This is a genomic window from Streptococcus porcorum, from assembly GCF_053203725.1.
Genome location: NZ_JBRUDG010000013.1, coordinates 1 through 22386 on the forward strand (window position 1 = coordinate 1; position 22386 = coordinate 22386).

20 protein-coding genes, 3 tRNA genes, 1 other RNA gene and 1 pseudogene are annotated in these 22386 nt (G+C 37.5%); 20 read left to right on the plus strand and 5 right to left on the minus strand.

All coding sequences use genetic code 11. The annotated features are described in order from the left end of the window. Positions 1 to 141: 141 nt before the first annotated feature. Positions 142 to 786, minus strand: a complete 645-nt coding sequence (plsY, locus tag ACVRWY_RS04775) for a glycerol-3-phosphate 1-O-acyltransferase PlsY (protein WP_354368470.1) — start codon at positions 784 to 786, stop codon at positions 142 to 144. Between the two features lie 118 nt (positions 787 to 904). On the opposite strand from plsY, the gene parE reads away from it, so the two are divergent. The 10 genes and pseudogenes from parE (at position 905) to ACVRWY_RS04825 (ending at position 9724) form a co-directional block, all read left to right on the plus strand. Then, a complete protein-coding gene (gene parE / locus ACVRWY_RS04780) occupies positions 905 to 2854 on the plus strand; it encodes a DNA topoisomerase IV subunit B (RefSeq protein ID WP_354368472.1) in 1950 nt (649 codons plus the stop codon). 23 nt (positions 2855 to 2877) lie between these two features. Next, positions 2878 to 3239 (plus strand): annotated as a pseudogene (locus ACVRWY_RS04785) (Fic/DOC family protein); the annotation flags it as partial. A gap of 46 nt (positions 3240 to 3285) precedes the next feature. Beyond that, the gene (locus ACVRWY_RS04790) at positions 3286 to 3792 is read left to right on the plus strand and encodes a YkvA family protein (RefSeq protein ID WP_354368474.1); all 507 of its coding nucleotides are present in this window, start codon (positions 3286 to 3288) and stop codon (positions 3790 to 3792) included. Between the two features lie 370 nt (positions 3793 to 4162). Continuing rightward, positions 4163 to 6610, plus strand: coding sequence for a DNA topoisomerase IV subunit A (parC, locus tag ACVRWY_RS04795; protein ID WP_354368476.1), 2448 nt, complete (start codon positions 4163 to 4165; stop codon positions 6608 to 6610). Positions 6611 to 6742: 132 nt separating this feature from the next. After that, a complete protein-coding gene (locus tag ACVRWY_RS04800; RefSeq protein WP_354368478.1) occupies positions 6743 to 7786 on the plus strand; it encodes a branched-chain amino acid aminotransferase in 1044 nt (347 codons plus the stop codon). 68 nt (positions 7787 to 7854) lie between these two features. Next, the gene (locus ACVRWY_RS04805; protein WP_354368480.1) at positions 7855 to 8085 is read left to right on the plus strand and encodes a DUF2969 domain-containing protein; all 231 of its coding nucleotides are present in this window, start codon (positions 7855 to 7857) and stop codon (positions 8083 to 8085) included. Positions 8086 to 8134: 49 nt separating this feature from the next. Then, positions 8135 to 8215, plus strand: a tRNA-Tyr gene (locus ACVRWY_RS04810). Between the two features lie 6 nt (positions 8216 to 8221). Beyond that, a tRNA-Gln gene (locus ACVRWY_RS04815) sits at positions 8222 to 8293 on the plus strand. A gap of 124 nt (positions 8294 to 8417) precedes the next feature. After that, positions 8418 to 9617 carry a 30S ribosomal protein S1 gene (gene rpsA / locus ACVRWY_RS04820; protein ID WP_354368482.1) on the plus strand — a complete coding sequence of 400 codons (1200 nt, stop codon included), beginning with the start codon at positions 8418 to 8420 and terminating at the stop codon, positions 9615 to 9617. A gap of 35 nt (positions 9618 to 9652) precedes the next feature. Next, a tRNA-Arg gene (locus ACVRWY_RS04825) sits at positions 9653 to 9724 on the plus strand. A 178-nt stretch (positions 9725 to 9902) separates the two neighbouring features. Here the strand turns inward: ACVRWY_RS04825 and ACVRWY_RS04830 are convergent. Continuing rightward, on the minus strand, positions 9903 to 10520 hold the full coding sequence (locus tag ACVRWY_RS04830) for a DUF3862 domain-containing protein (RefSeq protein ID WP_354368484.1): 618 nt from the start codon (positions 10518 to 10520) through the stop codon (positions 9903 to 9905). Positions 10521 to 10681: 161 nt separating this feature from the next. Here ACVRWY_RS04830 and ACVRWY_RS04835 point away from each other — a divergent pair, with 161 nt between their 5' ends. From ACVRWY_RS04835 to ACVRWY_RS04845, 3 genes are read left to right on the plus strand one after another with little or no spacing between them, the layout of a single operon-like run. Continuing rightward, on the plus strand, positions 10682 to 11053 hold the full coding sequence (locus tag ACVRWY_RS04835; protein WP_354368486.1) for a GntR family transcriptional regulator: 372 nt from the start codon (positions 10682 to 10684) through the stop codon (positions 11051 to 11053). After that, positions 11050 to 11769, plus strand: a complete 720-nt coding sequence (locus ACVRWY_RS04840; RefSeq protein WP_354368488.1) for an ABC transporter ATP-binding protein — start codon at positions 11050 to 11052, stop codon at positions 11767 to 11769. Before ACVRWY_RS04835 ends, ACVRWY_RS04840 begins: the two co-directional genes overlap by 4 nt. Beyond that, entirely contained in the window at positions 11769 to 12527 is a 759-nt protein-coding gene (locus ACVRWY_RS04845; protein ID WP_354368490.1) for an ABC transporter permease, read from the plus strand. Before ACVRWY_RS04840 ends, ACVRWY_RS04845 begins: the two co-directional genes overlap by 1 nt. A 47-nt stretch (positions 12528 to 12574) precedes the next feature. Here the strand turns inward: ACVRWY_RS04845 and ACVRWY_RS04850 are convergent, their stop codons facing one another. Beyond that, complete coding sequence (locus ACVRWY_RS04850; RefSeq protein WP_354368492.1) at positions 12575 to 13186, minus strand: TVP38/TMEM64 family protein; 612 nt, start codon at positions 13184 to 13186, stop codon at positions 12575 to 12577. Positions 13187 to 13264: 78 nt separating this feature from the next. On the opposite strand from ACVRWY_RS04850, the gene ssrA reads away from it, so the two are divergent. Beyond that, positions 13265 to 13615: a transfer-messenger RNA gene (gene ssrA / locus ACVRWY_RS04855) on the plus strand. Between the two features lie 55 nt (positions 13616 to 13670). Here ssrA and ACVRWY_RS04860 read toward each other — a convergent pair. Then, positions 13671 to 14174 carry a DUF308 domain-containing protein gene (locus tag ACVRWY_RS04860; protein WP_354368494.1) on the minus strand — a complete coding sequence of 168 codons (504 nt, stop codon included), beginning with the start codon at positions 14172 to 14174 and terminating at the stop codon, positions 13671 to 13673. A 121-nt stretch (positions 14175 to 14295) separates the two neighbouring features. Here ACVRWY_RS04860 and ACVRWY_RS04865 point away from each other — a divergent pair, with 121 nt between their 5' ends. The 6 genes from ACVRWY_RS04865 to ACVRWY_RS04890 all read left to right on the plus strand — a co-directional run bounded on the left by ACVRWY_RS04865 (position 14296) and on the right by ACVRWY_RS04890 (position 21337). Further along, positions 14296 to 15216 (plus strand): AEC family transporter, encoded by a 921-nt coding sequence (locus ACVRWY_RS04865; protein ID WP_354368496.1) that lies wholly within the window; start codon positions 14296 to 14298, stop codon positions 15214 to 15216. A gap of 181 nt (positions 15217 to 15397) precedes the next feature. Beyond that, positions 15398 to 16747: an NADP-specific glutamate dehydrogenase gene (gdhA, locus tag ACVRWY_RS04870; protein ID WP_354368498.1), complete on the plus strand. Its 1350-nt coding sequence runs from the start codon at positions 15398 to 15400 to the stop codon at positions 16745 to 16747. Positions 16748 to 16856: 109 nt separating this feature from the next. Next, a complete protein-coding gene (locus ACVRWY_RS04875; protein WP_354368500.1) occupies positions 16857 to 17267 on the plus strand; it encodes a peptide deformylase in 411 nt (136 codons plus the stop codon). Positions 17268 to 17395: 128 nt separating this feature from the next. Continuing rightward, entirely contained in the window at positions 17396 to 17827 is a 432-nt protein-coding gene (locus ACVRWY_RS04880; RefSeq protein WP_354368502.1) for a MarR family winged helix-turn-helix transcriptional regulator, read from the plus strand. Positions 17828 to 17829: 2 nt separating this feature from the next. Then, the gene (locus tag ACVRWY_RS04885; RefSeq protein WP_354368504.1) at positions 17830 to 19593 is read left to right on the plus strand and encodes an ABC transporter ATP-binding protein; all 1764 of its coding nucleotides are present in this window, start codon (positions 17830 to 17832) and stop codon (positions 19591 to 19593) included. Further along, positions 19586 to 21337, plus strand: a complete 1752-nt coding sequence (locus ACVRWY_RS04890; protein ID WP_354368506.1) for an ABC transporter ATP-binding protein — start codon at positions 19586 to 19588, stop codon at positions 21335 to 21337. The genes ACVRWY_RS04885 and ACVRWY_RS04890 overlap by 8 nt, the downstream gene beginning before the upstream one ends. Positions 21338 to 21420: 83 nt before the next feature. Here the strand turns inward: ACVRWY_RS04890 and ACVRWY_RS04895 are convergent, their stop codons facing one another. After that, positions 21421 to 22329, minus strand: a complete 909-nt coding sequence (locus ACVRWY_RS04895) for a LysR family transcriptional regulator (RefSeq protein ID WP_354368508.1) — start codon at positions 22327 to 22329, stop codon at positions 21421 to 21423. Positions 22330 to 22386 lie beyond the last annotated feature (57 nt).

Below are 22386 nucleotides of genomic sequence, written 5' to 3' on the forward strand. Positions count from 1 at the left end.
CATATGAACCCTTTCTAATGTGAGTTTCGTCGCTTTTCATTATAGGTCATATGGGACCTTTTTCTATATTCAAAAAGGCTCCATAATTTCCACGGTGTTCTTACCCACTACAGAAATTATAGAGCCTATAAAAATCAGCCTTTAAGCTGATTTTTTCTTTTGTTTTAAAAGGTTTAGCCCGAAAGGAACTAAGTTTTCCTCATGACGCTTAATACGCCCAAGGTTATCTTTATGACGAATAAGAATAAGACTGGCTAAGAGTGTCACAATAATGGTGAAAATCATATCATACTGAGGGAGAATAAAGCCAATCAAAGGAAATAGCCAAACACCAATCAAAGCAAAAATAGCCACAACTAGACTGGATAGGGAGATCATACTAAAAAGATAGAGTGTGAGCACAAAAATCACCAAAAGATAGAGCAAAAATAACGGTGCAAAGCCTAGTAAGACACCAGCACTCGTCGCAACAGCTTTTCCACCTTTAAAGTGAGCAAATAAAGGAAAGATATGCCCAATGACAGCAAAAAAACCAATTAAAATAGGTGAAATCGCATCAACATGGAACATCATCGGTAACGTTGTTGCCAATGTCCCTTTTAAGATATCGACTAAAAGAGTAATGGTTCCAGCTTTTGGCCCTAAAATACGAAAGGTATTGGTTGTGCCCGTGTTTCCACTCCCATGTTCTCTTAAATTTTTGCCATAAATATAGTGTCCAATCCATAAGCCAGTTGGAATAGAGCCTAGCAAATAGGCAATGATAATAAACAAAACAATTTTCATAGTGCCATTATATCATATTTCCTGGAACAAGAAAAATACTCATTTTCAAAATTTCTTTTGCAAATTTAAAGAAAAACTTGTAAGATAAATAGGATGAATTTTATTCGGAGGTCAGAATTTGACTAAAACAGAAATTACGATAAATAACTACAATGATGATGCTATTCAGGTTTTAGAAGGTTTGGATGCCGTCAGAAAACGTCCAGGAATGTACATTGGTTCAACTGATGGAGCGGGATTGCATCATTTGGTATGGGAAATTGTTGATAATGCGGTAGATGAGGCTTTGTCAGGATTTGGAACCCAGATTGATGTGACGATTAACAAGGATGGAAGTTTATCTGTCTCAGACCAAGGTCGCGGTATGCCTGTTGGGATGCATGCTACAGGAAAGCCGACTGTAGAAGTGATCTTTACTGTTCTTCATGCTGGGGGAAAATTTGGTCAAGGTGGTTATAAGACATCTGGAGGGCTACATGGAGTTGGCTCTTCTGTTGTGAATGCCTTATCCACTTGGCTAGAAGTTGAAATTACACGTGATGGAGCAGTATATCGTCAACGATTTGAAGATGGGGGTAAGGCCGTCACAGGACTAGAAAAAATTGGAACCGCTCCTAAGACTAAAAGTGGTACTAAGGTGATCTTCATGCCTGATGCTCACATTTTTTCAACGACAGATTTTAAATTTAATACCATTTCAGAACGTCTAAATGAATCGGCTTTTCTTCTGAAAAATGTGACGCTAACCTTAACAGATGAACGAAGTGATGAGTATGTTTCCTTCCATTATGAAAATGGCGTCCAAGATTTTGTAGCCTACCTTAATGAAGATAAGGAGACCTTGACCCCTGTTATCTACTTTGAGGGGACTGACCAAGAGTTTCAAATTGAGGTAGCCCTTCAATACAACGATGGTTTTTCTGACAATATTCTTTCCTTTGTTAATAATGTCCGAACAAAAGGTGGGGGAACACACGAAACGGGTTTAAAAACGGCTATTACAAAGGCTATGAATGATTATGCTAGAAAAACAGGTCTGCTCAAGGAAAAAGACAAGAATTTAGAGGGATCGGACTATCGTGAGGGCCTATCAGCTGTTCTTTCTATTTTGGTTCCAGAGGCCTTCTTGCAATTTGAAGGTCAAACCAAGGATAAACTAGGCACTCCCATTGCACGTCAAATTGTAGATAGTTTGGTATCGGAACAGTTGACTTATTTTCTTTTGGAAAATGGCGAATTAGCTTCTAACCTTATTCGTAAAGCCATTAAAGCGCGTGATGCTAGAGAAGCTGCACGAAAAGCACGTGACGAGTCACGATCAGGCAAGAAAAGTAAAAAAGATAAAGGGATTTTATCTGGGAAATTGACCCCAGCACAATCTAAAAATCCTAAGAAAAATGAACTGTATCTTGTTGAGGGAGATTCCGCGGGTGGTTCTGCCAAACAAGGTCGTGACCGTAAATTCCAAGCTATCCTCCCCTTACGAGGTAAAGTCATCAATACTGAAAAATCAAAGATGACAGATATCCTTAAAAACGAAGAAATCAATACCATGATTTACACCATTGGTGCAGGAGTGGGGACTGACTTTACGATTGAAGACGTCAACTATGATAAGATTATCATCATGACCGATGCCGATACGGATGGTGCCCACATTCAGACCCTCTTGCTGACCTTTTTCTATCGCTATATGCGCCCATTAGTAGAGGCTGGTAAGGTGTATATCGCTCTTCCTCCTCTTTACAAGATGTCTAAAGGAAAAGGAAAGTCAGAAAAAGTGGCTTATGCTTGGTCAGATGGTGAATTGGAAGATTTACGAAAATCATTTGGACAAGGGGCTATTCTCCAACGTTACAAAGGTCTTGGTGAAATGAACGCCGATCAGCTTTGGGAAACAACTATGGATCCTGAAACACGTACCCTTATCCGAGTAACCATTGAAGATTTGGCGCGTGCTGAACGCCGTGTATCCGTCCTCATGGGTGATAAGGTTGAGCCACGACGTAAGTGGATTGAGGATAATGTGAAGTTTACTTTGGAGGAAGCGACAGCTTTTACCAAATAATCTCAAGAAAGTTGAAGTGCAGCATGGTTTTAGAAAATAAATTGGAGATAAGAGATTCTCTAGAGCTGGCAAAAATGGAAGAAAAAGCCAGTAAAGAGAAAGCTAAACGGCTTTTTGAGGGAAAATTGTTAGCTGGTAAACAAGCTGGTACTTTTGAAACCCTTGCTTTTATTCACCGTTTTCTGTTTGAAGATATCCATGATTTTGTAGGAAAGGTAAGAGATGTCAACATCGCAAAAGGTGGCTTTCGTTTCGCTCCTCTCATGTATCTTCACATGTCCTTAGAAACAATTGAAAAATGCCTCAGCGGACATTTAAAGAAATCATAGAAAAATATGTAGAGATGAACATCGCACACCCCTTCCATGAGGGAAATGGTCGTAGCATGATGAATTGTAAATTTAGTACAGACAAATTATGTGAGGTGTTTTATGCCACTAAGAGTAAAATTAACTGACCGTTTTCAAAAACAGTTGATGGAATGGACTCGAAAGCGCAAGCCATTTAAAAACAAACAGGAATTGGAAGAGAAATTTGACCAGGCGCTGGAATCTTGGAAATCATCCAAGACAAGAGAGCGGGCAGAGGTCTTGCTGTCAGACCAAGGGAAATTGGAACATTTTCTGCAAGATATCGAGAAGAAGTTGGCTAAACTCCCCTTTGGTGGGGACAAGTTTTCAGCTATTCCAGGTATGATTTCCATGATTCGAAGTTATGTGAGGCGAGATTATACTGCTCTTCCTAAAGGGGCAATTTTGGCAGCCATTGGTGCTTTGATTTATTTCTTTAGTCCACTCGATGCTCTTCCAGATTTCCTATTCGGTCCAGGTTTGTTGGATGATGCCTTTGTCCTTAATGCCTGTTTGAAATTAATCAAAACTGATGTCGATGACTTTAGAAGCTGGCAAGAAAGTCAGACCAAGGAGTTGGATAATTAGCCTAGGTCCAATGTCTAAGGTTTATGTCAACATCTCAACGCAGTGGTTGATTGGTAGATTTGTTCGTGTTTCACATTCCGAATCTAACCTAATCAACTGTGTGGGGGTTGGAAGCCGAAGTCTTCCAACTTAGTAATGGAACTTCGTAGAAGATTGCTTCCATCTCCATTATCAAAAAAGTAAAAAAGAAAGTTAAACTTTCCAACAAGAAACAAAGAAAGGAATGTTCAGTTAGTCTGTCTAACTGAACACGGGACTAAATTCCTAGTGAAAAAGATAAATCTCCCTAAATGTCTCTCATCGTCGGTCGATTTCCTATTTTCCTACGGAATTTTTCGGCACGCCGAATCGTCCCTTTGTATCTTAATTTATGTCTAACATTCAAAACATGTCCCTTGAGGACATCATGGGAGAGCGTTTTGGTCGCTACTCCAAATACATTATTCAGGAGCGGGCTTTGCCGGACATTCGTGACGGTCTAAAGCCCGTGCAACGTCGGATTCTTTATTCTATGAATAAAGACGGTAATACTTTTGACAAGGGCTACCGTAAGTCTGCCAAGTCAGTTGGAAATATCATGGGGAATTTCCACCCGCACGGTGATTACTCTATTTATGATGCCATGGTCCGTATGAGTCAAGACTGGAAAAACCGCGAGATTTTGGTGGAGATGCACGGAAACAACGGTTCTATGGATGGTGATCCGCCTGCGGCTATGCGTTACACCGAGGCTCGTCTCTCGGAAATGGCTGGCTATCTGCTTGCTGATATTGAGAAAAAGACAGTGCCATTTGCCTGGAACTTTGATGATACGGAAAAAGAGCCCACTGTGCTACCTGCTGCCTTCCCTAATCTTTTGGTTAATGGAGCGACAGGAATTTCAGCAGGGTATGCGACGGACATCCCGCCACATAATCTAGCAGAGGTCATCGATGCTGTTATTTATATGATTGACCACCCGTCAGCTAAATTAGAAAAATTGATGGAATTTTTACCTGGACCAGATTTTCCGACAGGAGCTATTGTCCAAGGGGCTGACGAAATCAAAAAAGCCTATGAAACAGGCAAGGGTCGTGTTGTTGTTCGTAGTCGTTGTGACATTGAACCTTTAAAAGCAGGGAAAAAACAAATCGTCATTACCGAGATTCCTTACGAGGTTAACAAAGCTAATCTTGTTAAGAAAATCGATGATATTCGTCTGAATAATAAGGTCCCAGGAATTGCAGAAGTGCGTGATGAGTCAGACCGTACAGGGTTGCGCATTGCCATTGAACTGAAAAAAGACAGTGATGAGCAAATCATTCTCAACTACCTCTATAAATACACTGACCTGCAAATCAATTACAACTTTAACATGGTGGCGATTGACAATTTCACACCGCGTCAGGTTGGCTTGCAGAAGATTTTATCTAGCTATATCGCTCACCGCCGTGATATTATCATTGCTCGTTCTAAGTTTGATAAGGAAAAAGCAGAGAAACGCCTCCACATCGTAGAAGGGCTGATTCGTGTCTTATCTATTTTGGATGACGTTATTGCATTGATTAGGGCTTCTGAAAATAAGGCTGACGCAAAAGAAAATTTGAAAGTTAGCTACGCTTTTACAGAGGAGCAAGCAGAAGCCATTGTCACTCTTCAACTTTATCGTTTGACCAATACAGATATTGTCACTTTAGAGGAAGAAGAAGAAAAACTTCGCCAACAAATCATGACACTCTCAGCTATTATCGCAGACGAAAAGACGCTGTTTAATGTCATGAAAAAAGAATTACGAGAGGTGAAAAAGAAATTTGGAAACCCTCGTCGGACAGAGCTACAAAAAAAAGCTCAACAGATTCAGATTGACACAGCTAGCCTTATATCAGAAGAAGAAACCTATGTTAGTGTGACAAAAGCTGGTTATATTAAACGGACAAGCCCACGCTCTTACTCTGCTTCAAATATGGAGGAGGTAGGTAAACGTGATGATGATGATCTAATTTTTGTAACAAGTGCCAAGACGACTCAACACTTGCTTATTTTTACAAATTTAGGAAATCTCATTTATCGCCCTGTTCATGAGTTAGCGGATATCAAATGGAAAGATATTGGAGAGCATCTCTCACAAAGTATCACCAATTTTGCTACTGATGAAGAAGTGCTATATGCAGAAGTGTTGGATCAATTTGATGAGACAACCTATTTTGCTGTTACAAAACAGGGGCAAATTAAACGTTTTGAGCGTAAGGAATTGAGCCCTTGGCGAACCTACAAATCAAAATCTGTGAAATTTGCCAAATTAAAAGATACATCTGATTTTGTATTAACGGTGGCTCCAATTATGTTAGAAAATGTCATCTTGGTTACTGAAAATGGCTACGCTCTACATTTTCCGATCGAAGAAGTTCCAGTTGTAGGACCAAAGGCTGCAGGAGTTAAGGCAGTGAATCTCAAAGAAGGTGATTCTGTCGCTAGCGCCTTCATTGTAAATACCGAGACAATGTATGTTTTAACCCAGCGGGGAAGTTTGAAGAAAATGGCAGTTGATCAGATTCCACTGGGTAGCCGTGCTAAACGCGGGCTTCTTGTGTTACGCGAGTTGAAGACGAAACCACACCGTGTCTTTTCAGCTGGGGCTGTTAAAAATCATCGTGATGACTTAAATCTTTTTACCTTGGACCAGCAAGACATGAATGAATGTTTACAAATCACCTCAAAAACTGGTCGGGTGATTGATGTTAATTTAGCAGATTTAAGCTTATCAGAAAGAACCAGCAACGGCTCTTTTGTATCTGATGATATTAGTGATCAAGAAGTTTATACAGCAAAACTTATTTGATAGCATTTCGGCATTGGCAAATAAAAATCAGACAGGGTAACTGATCTGGTTTTTATTTTGTGTAAAATTTTCAGAATTTTATGAATAGTTCTTGAAAAATATTGAAAAAGGTGTAAAATAGAACAAGAAGAATTGAGAGCAAGGAGAAAAAATATGACAGTTGAATTAGATTGGGAAAACCTAGGTTTTGAGTACAAAAAATTACCATTTCGCTATATTTCTTATTATAAAGATGGTCAATGGGATGACGGAAAACTGACAGAAGATCCCACCCTTCATTTATCGGAAAGCTCACCTGCGCTACACTATGGTCAGCAAGCTTTTGAGGGATTGAAAGCTTATCGTACAAAAGATGGAAGCATTCAACTTTTCCGTCCTGATAAAAATGCAGAGCGTTTACAAAAAACAGCGGACCGCTTGTTAATGCCACAAGTGCCAACAGATAAATTTATTGAAGCTGCCAAAGCTGTCGTAAAAGCGAATGCTGACTACGTTCCTCCATATGGAACAGGTGGTACCCTATACCTTCGTCCTCTTCTTATAGGGGTTGGAGATATTATAGGGGTTAAACCTGCTGAGGAATATATTTTTACGATTTTTGCGATGCCAGTAGGAAACTACTTCAAAGGAGGCCTTGCTCCTACTAACTTTATTGTCTCAGAGGAGTTTGATCGCGCTGCTCCACACGGTACAGGTGCAGCAAAAGTTGGTGGAAACTATGCCGCAAGTTTATTACCAGGTAAAAAAGCAAAGACCTCAGGTTTCTCAGATGTTATTTATTTAGATCCTGCAACACATACAAAAATTGAAGAAGTAGGCTCTGCTAATTTCTTTGGTATTACTAAAGATAATCAATTTGTCACTCCACTTAGCCCATCTATCTTACCTTCTATCACGAAATATTCCTTGTTGCAGTTAGCAGAGGAGCGTTTAGGGTTAACAGCAGTAGAAGGTGATGTTAAAATTGATGAATTAGATCGCTTTATTGAAGCAGGAGCTTGTGGAACTGCTGCGGTGATCTCGCCAATTGGGGGTATCCAATATCGAGATCAACTTCATGTGTTTTATAGTGAAACTGAGGTTGGACCAGTTACTCGTCGCTTATATGATGAGTTAACAGGGATTCAATTTGGAGATATCGAAGCACCTGAAGGTTGGATAGTGAAAGTAGATTAAGGAAATCATCATAAAAAAGCTTGCTCTTGCAAGTTTTTTTTTGTAAAATTTTAAAAGAGAGGTGAATTATGCGTAAAAAAGATAAAAAAATTGAAATTCAAATTGCAGATAGCCAAGTAAACGTGAACGGACAAACATTGGAAGGCTATATTTTGACAGCTGGTAAAAGAGAAATCGGTCAAATTGCAGAAGTGGATGGTCAATTTGCTATTTTAAAAAATGGTGCTGTTGAAGTTTTGTATAAAAAATTCGATCAAGCCGTTGAGAAAATTATTGAAAACTTCAATTTAAATCATTAAAAGTGTTGACAAAGAAACTATTAGCTGATATAATAGTTTTTGTTGTTACGGAAAGATAGCGAAGAGGCTAAACGCGGCGGACTGTAAATCCGCTCCTTCGGGTTCGGGGGTTCGAATCCCTCTCTTTCCATTATATTGGGGTATAGCCAAGCGGTAAGGCAAGGGACTTTGACTCCCTCATGCGTTGGTTCGAATCCAGCTACCCCAGTCAAAGAGGTATTAGTTTTTACTAACACCGTCAATGATAATCTTGTCCTTGCGGGTTACCTTGAGAAAATATATTGTTGTAAAAACTAACCGAATGGTTAGTTTTTATTGGAGGATTTTTTAGAATGAATGAATTTGAAGATTTGCTAAATAGTGTTAGCGAAGTAAACCCAGGTGACGTTGTCACTGCGGAAGTTTTGACTGTTGATAACGACCAAGCTAACGTTATCATCGAGGGTACTGGTGTTGAGGGTGTTCTTACTCTTCGTGAGTTGACAAATGACCGTAACGCTGATATCAACGATTTTGTTAAAGCTGGCGAAACACTTGAAGTGCTTGTTCTTCGTCAAGTAGTAGGTAAAGATACTGATACAGTAACTTTCCTTGTATCTAAAAAACGCTTGGAAGCTCGTAAAGCATGGGATAAACTTGTTGGTCGTGAAGGTGAAGTCGTTACTGTTAAAGGAACTCGTGCCGTTAAAGGTGGTCTTGCAGTTGAATTTGAAGGACTTCGTGGATTCATTCCAGCTTCAATGATCGATACACGTTTTGTACGTAACACTGAAAAATTTGTTGGTCAAGAGTTTGATGCTAAAATCAAAGAGGTTGATGCAGCAGAAAATCGTTTCATCCTTTCACGTCGTGAAGTTGTTGAAGCTGCAGCTGCAGAAGCTCGTCAAGAAGTCTTCTCTAAACTTGCAGTAGGTGAAGTTGTCACTGGTACTGTTGCTCGTTTGACTAGCTTTGGTGCCTTCATCGATCTTGGTGGTGTTGATGGACTTGTTCACGTTACTGAGTTATCACATGAGCGTAACGCTTCACCAAAATCAGTTGTTACTGTTGGTGAAGAAGTTGAAGTTAAAGTTCTTGCTATCGATGAAGAAGAAGGACGTGTATCACTTTCACTTAAAGCAACTACACCTGGACCATGGGATGGTGTTGAACAAAAACTTGCAGCAGGTGATGTTATTGAAGGTAAAGTGAAACGCTTAACTGATTTCGGTGCATTTGTTGAAGTTTTACCTGGAATTGATGGACTTGTTCACATTTCACAAATTTCACACAAACGTGTTGATAATCCAAAAGATGTTCTTTCAGTTGGTCAAGATGTTAACGTTAAAGTTCTTGAAGTTAACGCAGCTGATGAACGTGTATCACTTTCTATCAAAGCACTTGAAGAACGTCCAGCACAAGAAGAAAATAAAGAAGAAAAACGTCAGTCTCGTCCACGTCGTCCAAAACGTCAAGAAAAACGTGATTATGAACTTCCAGAAACTCAAACTGGATTCTCAATGGCTGATTTGTTTGGTGATATTGAGTTATAATATCAAAAAAGCTTGCTTTCGCAAGCTTTTATTATCCACCTTTAGTGTAATGGATATCACATAAGATTCCGGTTCTTAGGATGGGGGTTCGATTCCCTCAAGGTGGACTAAAATACACTAAAAACCCTTGGTTTACAAGGGTTTTTGTTATGTCTGCCCCAAATTTTTCGAAAAGCTTTCTGATTTTATCAAAATTTTGGGATTGTTTTTCTTCGAAAAGGTGAGCTATAGAGTAGATTAAAACCCTTGAATAACAAGGGTCTTAAAATTGGTTATTGGAGCATCTTAGTTCACTAAACCTAGTTGACTTTTGTTGGTTAAACTATTATTTTTAAAATCTAGCTGAATATTAGCATTAGTGTTATTTGATTTAATGCCACTTGACCAAATAGCAGAGATTTCTTCGCCGTCAGAAGAGACAGCTTGCGACATAACATCTGGTTCCCCCAGTTTTTCAATAGCTTCTTGGAAACTCATACCGTTTTTAATTTTATCATACTCCGTTAATCCCACCTTATTTTCACGGATGAAGCGAAAATTAGAAATTGATTTAGCAATCGTGCTATCGGCATAGAGTTGAGTGACGATAATTGTTTCGTCTTTACGCCAAGTATAGACATCTAGAGTCACATCTCCCCCTTGTTGTGTGGTATGTTCATCTGGTTGACCAAATAGCGCTTCTAACTCTTTTAAGCTAGTTCCACCTTTCCCATCGTTATCAATAACACCTAATTTAACTTTATTAAAATTTAATCTTAACGCCTCATTTTTAGGTTTAATTTGAGAAGCAGTGGTTGTAGTGTCACTTGATGATGTTTTGTTTGACGTCATCATGCTACAAGCATTTAAAAATAGAAGTAGTGACAATAAACTGACGGTTATCGCAATTTTTTTTCTAAACATATTATTCTCCTTCATTACTATTTTAACATATTCTAAGAAATTGAGGGCGATAATAATCCTTTGAAAATGATTCCTCCTATAAATCGGCTGCTTTATTTGACATCGTAGAATTGTTAATGTATTATAAAAATAGTACAAATAGCAAAAGAAAGGAGACGGTTATGGTCTGGAAATTTGATGAAAAATCTCCTATTTATCTCCAAATTGCAGATAGGATAAAATTACAAATCATTAGTCAGGAGTTAGTAGCAGGTGATCAACTCCCTACAGTTCGAGAACTAGCTGAACTTGCCGGTGTCAATCCTAATACTATGCAAAGAGCTTTTGCTCATTTGGAGCAGGATGGAATGGTTTTTTCTAATAGAACGGCTGGACGATATGTTACTGAAAACCAAGATTTAATTGCCAGAGAACGTCATCGTGTTGCAGAAGCAGAACTTGATGCGTTTGTATCTAAAATGGGTAAAATTGGATTTTCGAAACATGAAATAATTACCGAATTGGAAAGTTACCTAAAAGGAGAAAGAGAATGACTAGAGGAAAGGATATACTACAATTAAATGGCTTGGAAAAAAGTTACGGTAGTAAGTTAGTCTTAAAAAATATTAATTTTACAATCGAAGCAGGAAAGATTGTAGGTTTATTAGGTCCAAACGGAAGTGGGAAAACAACCATCATTAAAGCAATTAACGGACTACTTCAACTCGATAAAGGTATGATTTTAGTTGATGAGAAATCACCTTCTAAAGAGACTAAAGCGATTGTCTCTTATTTGCCAGATGTGAGCTATCTAAATGATACCATGCGTATCGCAGATGTTTTGTCTTTATTTCAAGATTTTTATCAGGATTTTGATCGGGATAAAGCAGAGCGATTGTTGAGTGATCTTGGTCTGAATGATAGTGACAGGTTGAAACATTTATCGAAAGGGAACAAGGAGAAAGTGCAGTTGGTTTTAGTAATGAGTCGTAAAGCCAAACTATATATCCTCGATGAACCTATTGGTGGGGTAGATCCTGCGGCACGAGATTATATTTTAAAAACAATTATTACAAATTATTCAGAGGATGCATCTGTTTTGATTTCTACTCATCTGATTTCAGAAGTGGAGTCTATTTTAGATGATGTTATTTTCATAAAAGATGGTGAAGTCCTTCTTCAAGGTGATGCTGATGATTTACGCACAAAATATGAGCAATCAATAGATAGCTTATTTCGTGAACAGTTTAGAGCGCAAGGAGGAGAATGATGTTTGGAAAGTTAGTTAAGTATGAATTAAAATCTATAGGTAAATGGTACTTTATTCTTTATTTATTGACAGTACTGGTTTCTATTATTTTGGGGATGATGGTAACCACAGTAGATCGTCAAAACAATTATGAAATTGGCCAAAGTACACTTTCAGCTTTGTTAGTTTTAATTTTTGTGGCTTTATTGGTCGGTCTTTCCATTGGGACAATATTTTTAGTTATTAATCGCTTTTATAAAAATATTTTTGGACGTGAAGGTTATTTAACGATGACTCTTCCTGTGACAGAGCATCAAATTCTTTTATCCAAACTATTGAGTTCATTTATTTGTGTGCTTATGAATGGGCTTGTGCTGGGCTTGAGTTTTTTTCTCGTAGCTTTACCAAGTCTAGTGAAGAATGGTGATCAAATTTTAGCTGCTTTTCCAGAAATATCTACAATATTTCGTCATTGGGAGCTTTATATGGGTATAGTATATCTTTTCTTGTCGATTTTGGCCTCCATCCTTGTGATTTATTTGTCCATTGTTGTTGGTCAAACATTTCATGATAGGAGGATACTTGCCTCCTTTGTCAGTTATTTTTTGATCAATATCTTAATGGGGATAGTGTGGAACTTTATTTCAGATCTTTTTATGTCATGGAACCAATTTGATCTTTCATACCTTATATTTGGTAGCATCTATCAGTTAGTGATTTCGACAATATTCTATTTTATCATGGTTTATTTAATGAAAGAACATTTGAATTTGCAGTAACCTAGTTTTGATAACAATATTAAAGAGGCTGTTATGCCTCTTTTGTATTATTTTAAAAATTGTTGAATCCATTTCCCACCATAAATCCATAAGTAAGAGTAACTCAGAATGGAGAGTGGTTTGGTCAGAATCATAATGGTTGTAAAGCGTTTGATTGACATATTTGTTAGGCCTGTAATCATGACAAGGATGTCAGCAGGTGAGATTGGAGATAGCATACAAAGAATGAAAAATCTTTCATATCCTTCACTTTCCAATCTTTTTTCATATTTGAAAAACTCATCTTCTTTAACAAATAATAGAATAAATTTCCGCCCATAACGTTGCACTAAAGCAAAAAGTATGATGGAGCCGATTACTATACCTGCATAATTTAATATAAATCCAAGCCATGGTCCAAAAACTAGAAATCCAACAATAGTTGTCACACCACCTGGAATAACTGGAAAAACAACTTGTAGAATTTGAATTCCAATAAAGATAAGGGGGCCAAGAATGTCATGGCGCTTGACCAAATCCTTCATTTGGTTACTGTCATTTAAGATGCCTAATTGATAGAGCCAGATGACCAAAATAAAAGAAGCAATAATAGCAATGATACCTAGAATTTGAACGATCCGTTGAATCATTTTATAACGTTTACTTTGTTTCATTTCCATAACACTATCATATCATATCTATAAAAATTTTGCTTAATTCAAATAAATCTGTTATACTTATTATCAAGTAATGATTTTGGGGTCGTTACGGATTCGACAGGCATTATGAGGCTTGTTCTGCAACTCATCGTGCGGATGTAAAACGTCAGTTAAATATAACTGCAAAAAATACAAATTCTTACGCATTAGCAGCTTAATAACCTGTTATGTGTGACTAGTCGCAGATTGCTTGCGTTTGTTTGACTGGTCTTAAAAATGGCAAGCTACGTTAGAGCATTGTCAGGTTGTTCTAAAAGAGATTTACTGAATCGCTTGGCTGAGGTTTGAGTTATGTATCGCTGTCAAGTTAAATTAAGACATAACCTATAGTTGTAGACGAATAAGTTGGCAGGTGTTTGGACGTGGGTTCGACTCCCACCGGCTCCATTAAAAGTTATCTTAAAACAAAAAACGCCGTTTGAAGCGTTTTTTTATTTTAAGATATTTATAATTTAAAGTATAAGTAAAGTGATGAGATACCTATACTAATAAATATGATAGAAATGAGACGGCCGATAATAGCAGCAGATAAAATCGGGTGGGCAAATAAGATTAGTGCTAAAATCAAAGTAATAATTGCTGAAATAATGTCATTTCTACCGAGACCTGATTCAAATTGATTCAGTTTGATTCCAGCGATTAAGCGTAATGCTCCAACGATGAACAGCCAGTAACTTAATAATAATGTTACTGCGTTACTAAGTGAAAAAGTAGAACTGGTTAATAATAAGAAACCAAATATTAGAGAGATGGTATGTTGGAGTAATGACCATATATTACGATGTTGCTTATCAGTGGAGAAATATCGGTTTAGCCCAGAAATCCCACTAATGAAGACGGCCAGTGCTAAAACCCATCCAATAGTTGCTAAAGTGGCCAGTGGATTGAAGAATAGGTACAACCCAATGATAAGTGTGATGATACCAGCAGATAGTGAAAAATATTTCATTTAAAGCTCCTTTTGAGTAATACAGTTATTTTAAGTCAGTTTCCATGCTTTGTCAATGAAATTTACAAAATCTGAGAATTTTGTTATAATGACAAGCATTACTGTGCTTTGGGAGGTTAAAATGGAAATCGCCTATGTTGTTCTGCAAAAGTTAATTGTTTTGTGTTTGCTGATGGGGGTTGGGGTCCATCTGATGCAAAGGGATATCTTTACAAGAGATTTAACAAAACAGTTATCAAAACTATTAACAGTTTATGTGGTCCCGACTCTGTTTGTTTCTGCCTTCATTAGTTCAGATTTTTCCCTGTCGCGATTAAAACTTTTGATAGTGACTATTTTATCTGCAGGTTTTATTTTGTTGACACGAGCCTTGTTATTACACTTCATAGTGCCAGTATCACGCCCTATGGATAAGTACGCTGCGATGTTTTCTAATGCAGGTTTTATGGGGGTTCCTTTAGCCACAGCTGCTGGAGGAATGGATGCCGTATTTTTTATTTCAGGATTTATATTAGTAAACCAGATGACACAATGGACCTATGGCCTTTTTTTAATTACTAAAAAGAGAAGTAGCATTTCTTTTAGAAGTGCCATATTGAATCCCGCTGCTGTAGGTACAGTTATTGGGGTGACCTTATTTTGTTTGCCATTTCATCTGCCTACAGTTCTAATTGATACTGTCAACACCTTCTCAGAGCTCAATACCCCTTTAGCTACCTTGGTGTTAGGGACTTACTTTTATAAAGTTGATCTGAAAGAAGTCTTTTTCTATAAACCTGCCTATTATACTGCTTTTTTACGATTAGTTCTAACAGCTGGTTTTTCGATTATATTAATTTGGTTATTACCGATAGATGAAAGAAGTGTCAAATTAGCTCTCACAATTGCCTCAATTTCCCCTACAGCTTTAAATGCTGCGCTATTAAGTCAGGTCTATGGTGGAGATTATGAGTATTCTTCACGCTTGGTTCTTTTGACAACCATGTTTTCTATGTTGACTATTCCAGTATGGATGACGGTTGCTGGATATTTATACCTTTAGTATCTCAGAGTAGTCTGAGATTTTTTTGTGTAGAAATAGTTTAGTTATGCTTATTTTCAGAAAATTATCGAAGTATTTTCAAAAAAATATTATTTTTTAAATAAAAATGCTTGACAAAATTTTCAGAATATTTATAATATTAAGAGTAACTATTTATTATGAATATATGGAGGACTTATATATGACTACAGGTAAACAGTATGTAGATAGTGTGTTTGAGAAAGTAAAGGCTCAAAACGGTCACGAGGCAGAGTTTCTTCAAGCAGTTGAAGAAGTCTTTAACTCACTTATTCCAGTCTTCGATAAATATCCAAAATACATTGAAGAAAATATTTTAGAGCGTATGGTTGAACCAGAACGTATCGTCTCATTCCGTGTACCATGGGTTGATGACAAGGGGAATGTACAAGTAAACCGTGGTTTCCGTGTACAATTCTCATCAGCAATTGGTCCATACAAAGGTGGTCTTCGTTTCCATCCATCTGTCAACCAATCAATCATCAAATTCCTTGGATTTGAGCAAATCTTTAAAAACTCCCTAACTGGTCAACCAATCGGTGGTGGCAAAGGTGGATCAAACTTTGATCCAAAAGGGAAGTCAGACAACGAAATTATGCGTTTCTGCCAAAGCTTTATGACAGAGCTAAGCAAGCACATTGGTGCTGATACTGACGTTCCAGCTGGTGATATCGGTGTTGGTGGCCGTGAAATTGGTTACCTTTATGGTCAATACAAACGTCTTCGTAATGAGTACACAGGTGTTCTTACAGGTAAAGGCTTGACTTACGGTGGTTCATTGGCGCGTACTGAAGCAACAGGTTATGGTGCGGTGTACTTTGCTGAGCAAATGCTTAAGGCGCGTGGTGAAAACTTTGAAGGTAAAATTGCGCTTGTATCTGGTTCAGGTAACGTTGCGATTTATGCGACTGAAAAACTTCACGCGCTTGGTGCTAAAGTTGTTGCAGTATCTGATTCTTCAGGTTATGTTTATGATGAAGATGGTATTGATGTAGAGCTTCTTAAAGACATTAAAGAAGTGAAACGTGCACGTATCGTTGAATATGCAAATGCTCGTCCAAATGCAAAATTCATTCCTGTTGGAGAAGGTTCAATCTGGGATAACAAAGCAGACCTTGCATTCCCATGTGCGACACAAAATGAAATCAATGAAGAGCAAGCGAAAACATTGGTGGCTAACGGTGTTATTGCCGTATCAGAAGGGGCTAACATGCCATCAACACTTGAAGCGATTGATGTCTTCTTGAATGCTGGTGTATCATTTGGTCCTGCCAAAGCAGCAAATGCTGGTGGTGTAGCTGTTTCAGCTCTTGAAATGGCACAAAACAGCCAACGCACGCCATGGTCATTTGAAGAAGTTGACGCTAAGCTTTACGATATCATGAAAGGTATCTATGAGAACTCAGCAGCAGCAGCTAAAGAATTTGGTCAAGAAGGTAACCTTGTTCTTGGTGCAAACGTTGCAGGATTCCTTAAAGTTGCTGAAGCAATGTCAGCACAAGGTGTGGTTTAAGAAATTATTTCTTAATTCAAATCTTCCAATAAAACAAGATTTAAGCAGTCACTTTCGTGGCTGCTTTTTGATATAATAAAGACAGATGATTAGATGACAGGAGATAGTTATGATAAAACCGATTTGTAAAGATACCTTCTTTCTTGCGCAGACGTCAGTAGATTGTACTAAAGAAGATTTATATTTAGCTCAAGATTTGGAAGACACCTTGCAAGCTAATCAAGAGGCTTGTGTTGGGATGGCCGCGAATATGATTGGCATCAAAAAACGAGCCATTATTATCAATATGGGTTTGGGAAATCTGGTGATGTTTAACCCTGTTATGACTGCTAAATCCTTGCCGTTTGAGACAGAGGAGTCTTGTCTATCTTTGAGTGGAAGTCGTCCTACAGTACGCTACCAAAAGATTGAGGTGACCTTTTTAGATGTCAATTGGAATAAGCAGAAGCTCACCCTGTCAGGACTTCAGGCACAGATTTGTCAACATGAATTAGATCACCTGGAGGGGATTTTGATTTAAAGGATGCGACCTAGAATACATCTAGGTTTTTTTGATGCTAAAAAGTTACGATAAGAACTTTTTATTTGACAATAGTTATCATGGGAACTAAAATAGTTATCGTGATAACTATATGGAAGGAGTTGTTTATGAAAGAACCGTTAAATGAGATGCGTAACTTGATTAATCAGGTAGAAAATCATTTACAAGCTTTATCAAAGGAATATGATGTGGAGCACTTGAGTGGTCCTCAAGGTTTTACCACAATGTATTTATTCCGTAATCAAGATAAAGAAATTTTTATTAAAGACATAGAGCGAGAATTAGATATCTCAAAGTCTGTGACCAGTAACTTGATCAAGCGAATGGAAAAAAATGGCTTTATCTCTATTGTTCCATCTGCTGTCGATAAAAGGTGTAAGCAAATTGTCCTGACTGAATTCGGTATTGAAAAAGCTCACAAGATGGATGAGTTTTTTAAAGCTAAATATAGTCGCTTATTGAAAGATGTTAGTATGGAAGATATGGAAACGGTCCGTAATGTTTTTAGGAAAATCAAGAAAAATCTAAGTGAGGAATAAGAATGTTTAAATTATTTAAACGTATGAATAAGACAGAGCTGTTAATGGTATTTTTCAGTGTCGCTTTTGTTTGTGCAGGAGTTTGGTTGGATTTGGAAGTCCCATCATATATGTCTGAAATTACGACCTTGTTGCAAGAAAAAGGAACAGAGGTATCAGATATTATGAAACCAGGCTGGACCATGATTGGTTTGTCATTTTTAAGTTTTGGGGCTTCAGCCGTTGTTGGCTTTTTAGCAGCTCGTTTGGCAGCTAGTTTTACAACGCGTTTGCGTGCAGATATTTTTAATCAGGTGATGGATTATTCTCAATCAGAGATTAAAGGTTTCTCTATTCCAAGTTTGTTAACGAGAACTACTAATGACCTGACACAGTTGCAATTGTTGATTACGATGGGCTTGCAAGTTGTCACAAAAGGTCCTATTATGGCTGTTTGGGCAATGACAAAAATTGCAGATAAGAGTGGGGAGTGGATGTTGGCTGTTATTGTTGCAGTCTTTGTTTTGTTGCTGATGCTTTTAGTCTTACTTTTGTTAGCTTTTCCAAAGCAACGTCATATTCAAACTCTAACGGATAAACTCAATAGTATCACAAGAGAGATTTTATCAGGTATTCGTGTAGTCCGTGCCTATAATGCTGAAAGCTATCAAGGTGAGAAGTTTTCAAAAGCTAATGACGATGTGACTAATTTAAACTTATTTGTTAACCGATTAATGGCTTTGATGAATCCTGTCATGACCTTGATCTCAAGTGGTTTAACCCTAGCTATTTATTGGATTGGTGCTAGTTTGATTAATGATGCAGCAATGACGGATAAGTTACCAATATTTAGTGATATGGTTGTTTTTTCATCTTATGCGATGCAAGTTGTTATTGGTTTTATGCTGATGGTAGCGATATTCATTATTTTACCTCGCTCGTTAGTATCGGCAGGTCGTATCAATGAGGTATTGGAATTGGATTCTTCTATCCACTATCACCAATATCATGAGACGCCATCTAACGAAGTAGGTAATATTGTTTTTGAAGATGTTTCATTTCGTTATGCTAAAACATCAGAGGCTGTTATTGAGCATGTTTCATTTGAAGCTAAAGCAGGTCAAACGATTGCCTTTATAGGTTCAACGGGGAGTGGTAAAAGTACTTTGGTCAATCTAATTCCACGTTTTTATGATGTTACTGAAGGATCTATAAAAATTGATGGACGAGATATTCGAGATTATTCTCGTGAGAGTTTGAATAATAAGGTTGGCTATATCCCTCAAAAAGCTGTTCTTTTTAGTGGGACTATTCGATCAAATATGACTTTGGGAGAAAGTTCAGCGAGCCCATTAACAGATAGTGCAATTTGGGAAGCTTTAGATTTGGCACAGGCCAAGGAGTTTGTTGAAGGTAAGGCTAAAGGACTTGATGAGGAAGTAGCACAAGGGGGAACTAATTTTTCAGGTGGACAAAAACAACGACTTGCGATTGCAAGAGCCTTGGCTAGAAAACCTGAAATTCTTATTTTTGATGATTCATTTTCTGCCTTGGACTATAAAACAGATCGTATTCTTCGTTCAGAACTGTCTACGCGAACAAGTCACATGACAAAATTGATTGTTGCGCAACGTATTTCGACGATTATGGATGCGGACCAAATTTTGGTATTAGATCAAGGTAAAGTAGTGGGACAAGGTACTCATAAAGAATTATTGAGCCATAACAAGGTCTATCAAGAAATTGCCTATTCTCAATTATCTAAGGAGGAATTAGAAAATGAATAAAACAAAGCCATCCTTTATCAAACAATTAAATCCTTATATTAAAGGTTTTAAACTCCCTTTTTTCATCGCCTTAGTAGGGGCGGTGATTTCAAGTACTATTACAGTCATTGGGCCTGACCGTTTAAAGGAAATTACAGATTTAATCACTAAAGGGTTGATGATAGGCATTGATCTTGATGAAGTGAATCGTATTACTTTTTCACTAGCAGGTCTATACGCTATAGGTGCTGTTGTTGCTTATATACAGAGTTTCATTGTCTCTACTTTAATCCAAAAGTTTTCAAAACGGCTACGTCAGGGTATTTCCCAAAAAATTAACCGATTACCATTAAACTACTTTGATAGTCATTCTCAAGGCGATACGTTATCACGTGTCACAAATGATGTTGATACAGTTAGTCAATCCCTTAATCAAAGCTTGGGGAACTTGGTAACTTCTTCTGTACTTTTAGTTGGTAGTATCTTTATGATGTTCAAAACCAATACAAGCCTGGCTCTAACAGCAATTTTATCTGTGGCTGCAGGTTTTGTACTTACTATGGTCATCATGGCGAAATCTCAACCATTTTTTAAGCAGCAACAATCAAATTTAGCTAATTTAAATGGTTTTGTGGAAGAAACTTATTCAGGTCACCATGTTATCACTAGCTACAATGCTATAACAGAATCAAAGAAAAATTTTAGTCAGTTGAATAATCAACTCTATAGTAGTATGTGGAAATCACAGTTCTTTTCAGGTATTATGATGCCAATGATGATTTTTATTGGAAACTTTGGTTATGTCATGGTCTGTGTTGTAGGATCTGTTATGGCTTTAGATGGAGATATCAGTATTGGGACAATTGTGGCCTTTATGACTTATGTTCGTATCTTTTCGCAACCCTTATCACAAATTGCACAAGCTATCACACAACTTCAATCAGCAGGTGCAGCGATGGGACGAGTGTTTGAATTTTTAGCAGAAGACGAAATGATTGAAGAGGCTGATAAAGTAAAATCTTTAGGCAATGTGCGTGGTCATGTCCATTTTGAAGGAGTTTCTTTTGGATACAGTAAAGACAAAACGATTATCCATGATTTTACTGCTGAGGCAAAACCTGGTCAAAAAGTGGCCATTGTCGGCCCTACTGGTGCAGGTAAAACAACCATTGTTAATCTGCTCATGCGTTTTTATGATATTGATAAAGGACATATCAGTATTGATGGGACTGATACACAATCAGTGACACGTGAGGCGGTGCATGAAGCGTTCTCAATGGTTTTACAAGATACTTGGTTATTTGAAGGAACCATTAAGGATAACTTGATTTATAATCAGTCAAATATCACGGATGATGAAGTGATTGACGCCGCTAAAGCTGTTGGTATTCATCATTTTATCATGACCTTGCCTAAGGGATATGATACGGTATTAGATGATTCAGTCACTTTATCAGTTGGACAAAAGCAACTTTTAACCATTGCGCGTGCTTTGCTTAAAGATGCGCCATTGTTAATTCTAGATGAGGCAACCTCATCAGTAGATACCAGAACAGAAGAATTGATTCAAAAAGCGATGGATAGATTGATGGAAGGACGGACATCATTTGTTATTGCTCACCGGCTATCTACCATTCGTAATGCAGATTTGATTTTGGTCATGAAAGATGGGAACATTATTGAGCAAGGAAATCATGAGACCTTGATGATGGAACAAGGTTTCTATGCAGATCTTTACAACTCTCAGTTTGAGCAAGCATCTTAAAACATCTAAAAAAGGACTCGGTCTAAGCACAGACCAAGTCCTTTTTTGTGGTGACTGCATAAAAAATTTAGTGTGACTAATCGTTAGCGAGTATTGTTGGTATAGTCTGCTAAACTTTGTCTGATAGACTTGATAAAAGAGGTTGTGATGTCAGATTGGGTTTTATGGTCATTGGTGACAAATCCTAAAGTATGAATTTGGCTATTTTTTAAAGGAATGAGAACAATCTGATCTTTAATAAAACTATTGACAATACCTAAACCAGAAGCATAGGCATCTGATCCACACAATAGATTCATGACCGTTCCTCTATCATTGCTGTAGAGAATATTTTGATGTTCAGAGACTGTTAAGGTATCTTCATCAAAATTTAAACCCGTACTTTCTTGACGAAATCGAACTTGAGTGTAGGGCTTTAAATCCTCCTCAGAGATAAGTGTTTGATTAGCTAGTGGGTGTCCTTTGCGTAAAAAGATACGGGTTGGAAATTCGCCTAAGGGAGTAAAAGAAAGATTATGTTGTCTCATATAACGTTCAAGGATATGCTTATTATCATCATTAAGATAGATAATCCCCAAATCACTCTCAAAGTTTAAGACACTCTCCAGTATTTTTTTAGTAGTGGTTTCAAACATATGAAAATGTTGGTAATGATCTTTGAACTGTTCAGCAATTTCCAACAGAGGAATGGAGAGAAAGTCATAATGATGCGAAGTAATCGTAAAACTTTTTCGATAATTTTGTTGATACCTTTGTTCTAGTAAGTCAATTTCACCAAGAATACGTTTAGCATATTTCAGAAAGTCATTGCCATCATCTGTTAAACGAGCTCCTGTATTTGATCGAAAGAACAGCAGTACCCCTAATTCGTTTTCAAGCTCTTTAATAGAGCTTGAAAGATTGGGTTGGGTAACATAAAGTTTTTTAGCAGCTTCGCTAAAGGATCCTGTTTCTGCAATCGCTTCAACATAACGACACTGTTGAATATTCATCGCCTACCTCCATCTCAGTTAGTGTTCTTATTGTACTTAAGTGTTTCAAAAAAAGCA

Bases quoted from the DNA above. Each gene is read 5' to 3' on its own strand.
- ACVRWY_RS04885 (WP_354368504.1), top strand. From the start codon at position 17,830: ATGTTTAAATTATTTAAACGTATGAATAAGACAGAGCTGTTAATGGTA.
- ACVRWY_RS04875 (WP_354368500.1), top strand. From the start codon at position 16,857: ATGATAAAACCGATTTGTAAAGATACCTTCTTTCTTGCGCAGACGTCA.
- ACVRWY_RS04845 (WP_354368490.1), top strand. From the start codon at position 11,769: ATGTTTGGAAAGTTAGTTAAGTATGAATTAAAATCTATAGGTAAATGG.
- ACVRWY_RS04830 (WP_354368484.1), bottom strand. From the start codon at position 10,520: ATGTTTAGAAAAAAAATTGCGATAACCGTCAGTTTATTGTCACTACTT.
- ACVRWY_RS04865 (WP_354368496.1), top strand. From the start codon at position 14,296: ATGGAAATCGCCTATGTTGTTCTGCAAAAGTTAATTGTTTTGTGTTTG.
- ACVRWY_RS04850 (WP_354368492.1), bottom strand. From the start codon at position 13,186: ATGGAAATGAAACAAAGTAAACGTTATAAAATGATTCAACGGATCGTT.
- ACVRWY_RS04860 (WP_354368494.1), bottom strand. From the start codon at position 14,174: ATGAAATATTTTTCACTATCTGCTGGTATCATCACACTTATCATTGGG.
- plsY (WP_354368470.1), bottom strand. From the start codon at position 786: ATGAAAATTGTTTTGTTTATTATCATTGCCTATTTGCTAGGCTCTATT.
- ACVRWY_RS04790 (WP_354368474.1), top strand. From the start codon at position 3,286: ATGCCACTAAGAGTAAAATTAACTGACCGTTTTCAAAAACAGTTGATG.
- ACVRWY_RS04890 (WP_354368506.1), top strand. From the start codon at position 19,586: ATGAATAAAACAAAGCCATCCTTTATCAAACAATTAAATCCTTATATT.
- gdhA (WP_354368498.1), top strand. From the start codon at position 15,398: ATGACTACAGGTAAACAGTATGTAGATAGTGTGTTTGAGAAAGTAAAG.
- rpsA (WP_354368482.1), top strand. From the start codon at position 8,418: ATGAATGAATTTGAAGATTTGCTAAATAGTGTTAGCGAAGTAAACCCA.
- ACVRWY_RS04805 (WP_354368480.1), top strand. From the start codon at position 7,855: ATGCGTAAAAAAGATAAAAAAATTGAAATTCAAATTGCAGATAGCCAA.
- ACVRWY_RS04840 (WP_354368488.1), top strand. From the start codon at position 11,050: ATGACTAGAGGAAAGGATATACTACAATTAAATGGCTTGGAAAAAAGT.
- ACVRWY_RS04880 (WP_354368502.1), top strand. From the start codon at position 17,396: ATGAAAGAACCGTTAAATGAGATGCGTAACTTGATTAATCAGGTAGAA.
- ACVRWY_RS04895 (WP_354368508.1), bottom strand. From the start codon at position 22,329: ATGAATATTCAACAGTGTCGTTATGTTGAAGCGATTGCAGAAACAGGA.
- ACVRWY_RS04835 (WP_354368486.1), top strand. From the start codon at position 10,682: ATGGTCTGGAAATTTGATGAAAAATCTCCTATTTATCTCCAAATTGCA.
- parC (WP_354368476.1), top strand. From the start codon at position 4,163: ATGTCTAACATTCAAAACATGTCCCTTGAGGACATCATGGGAGAGCGT.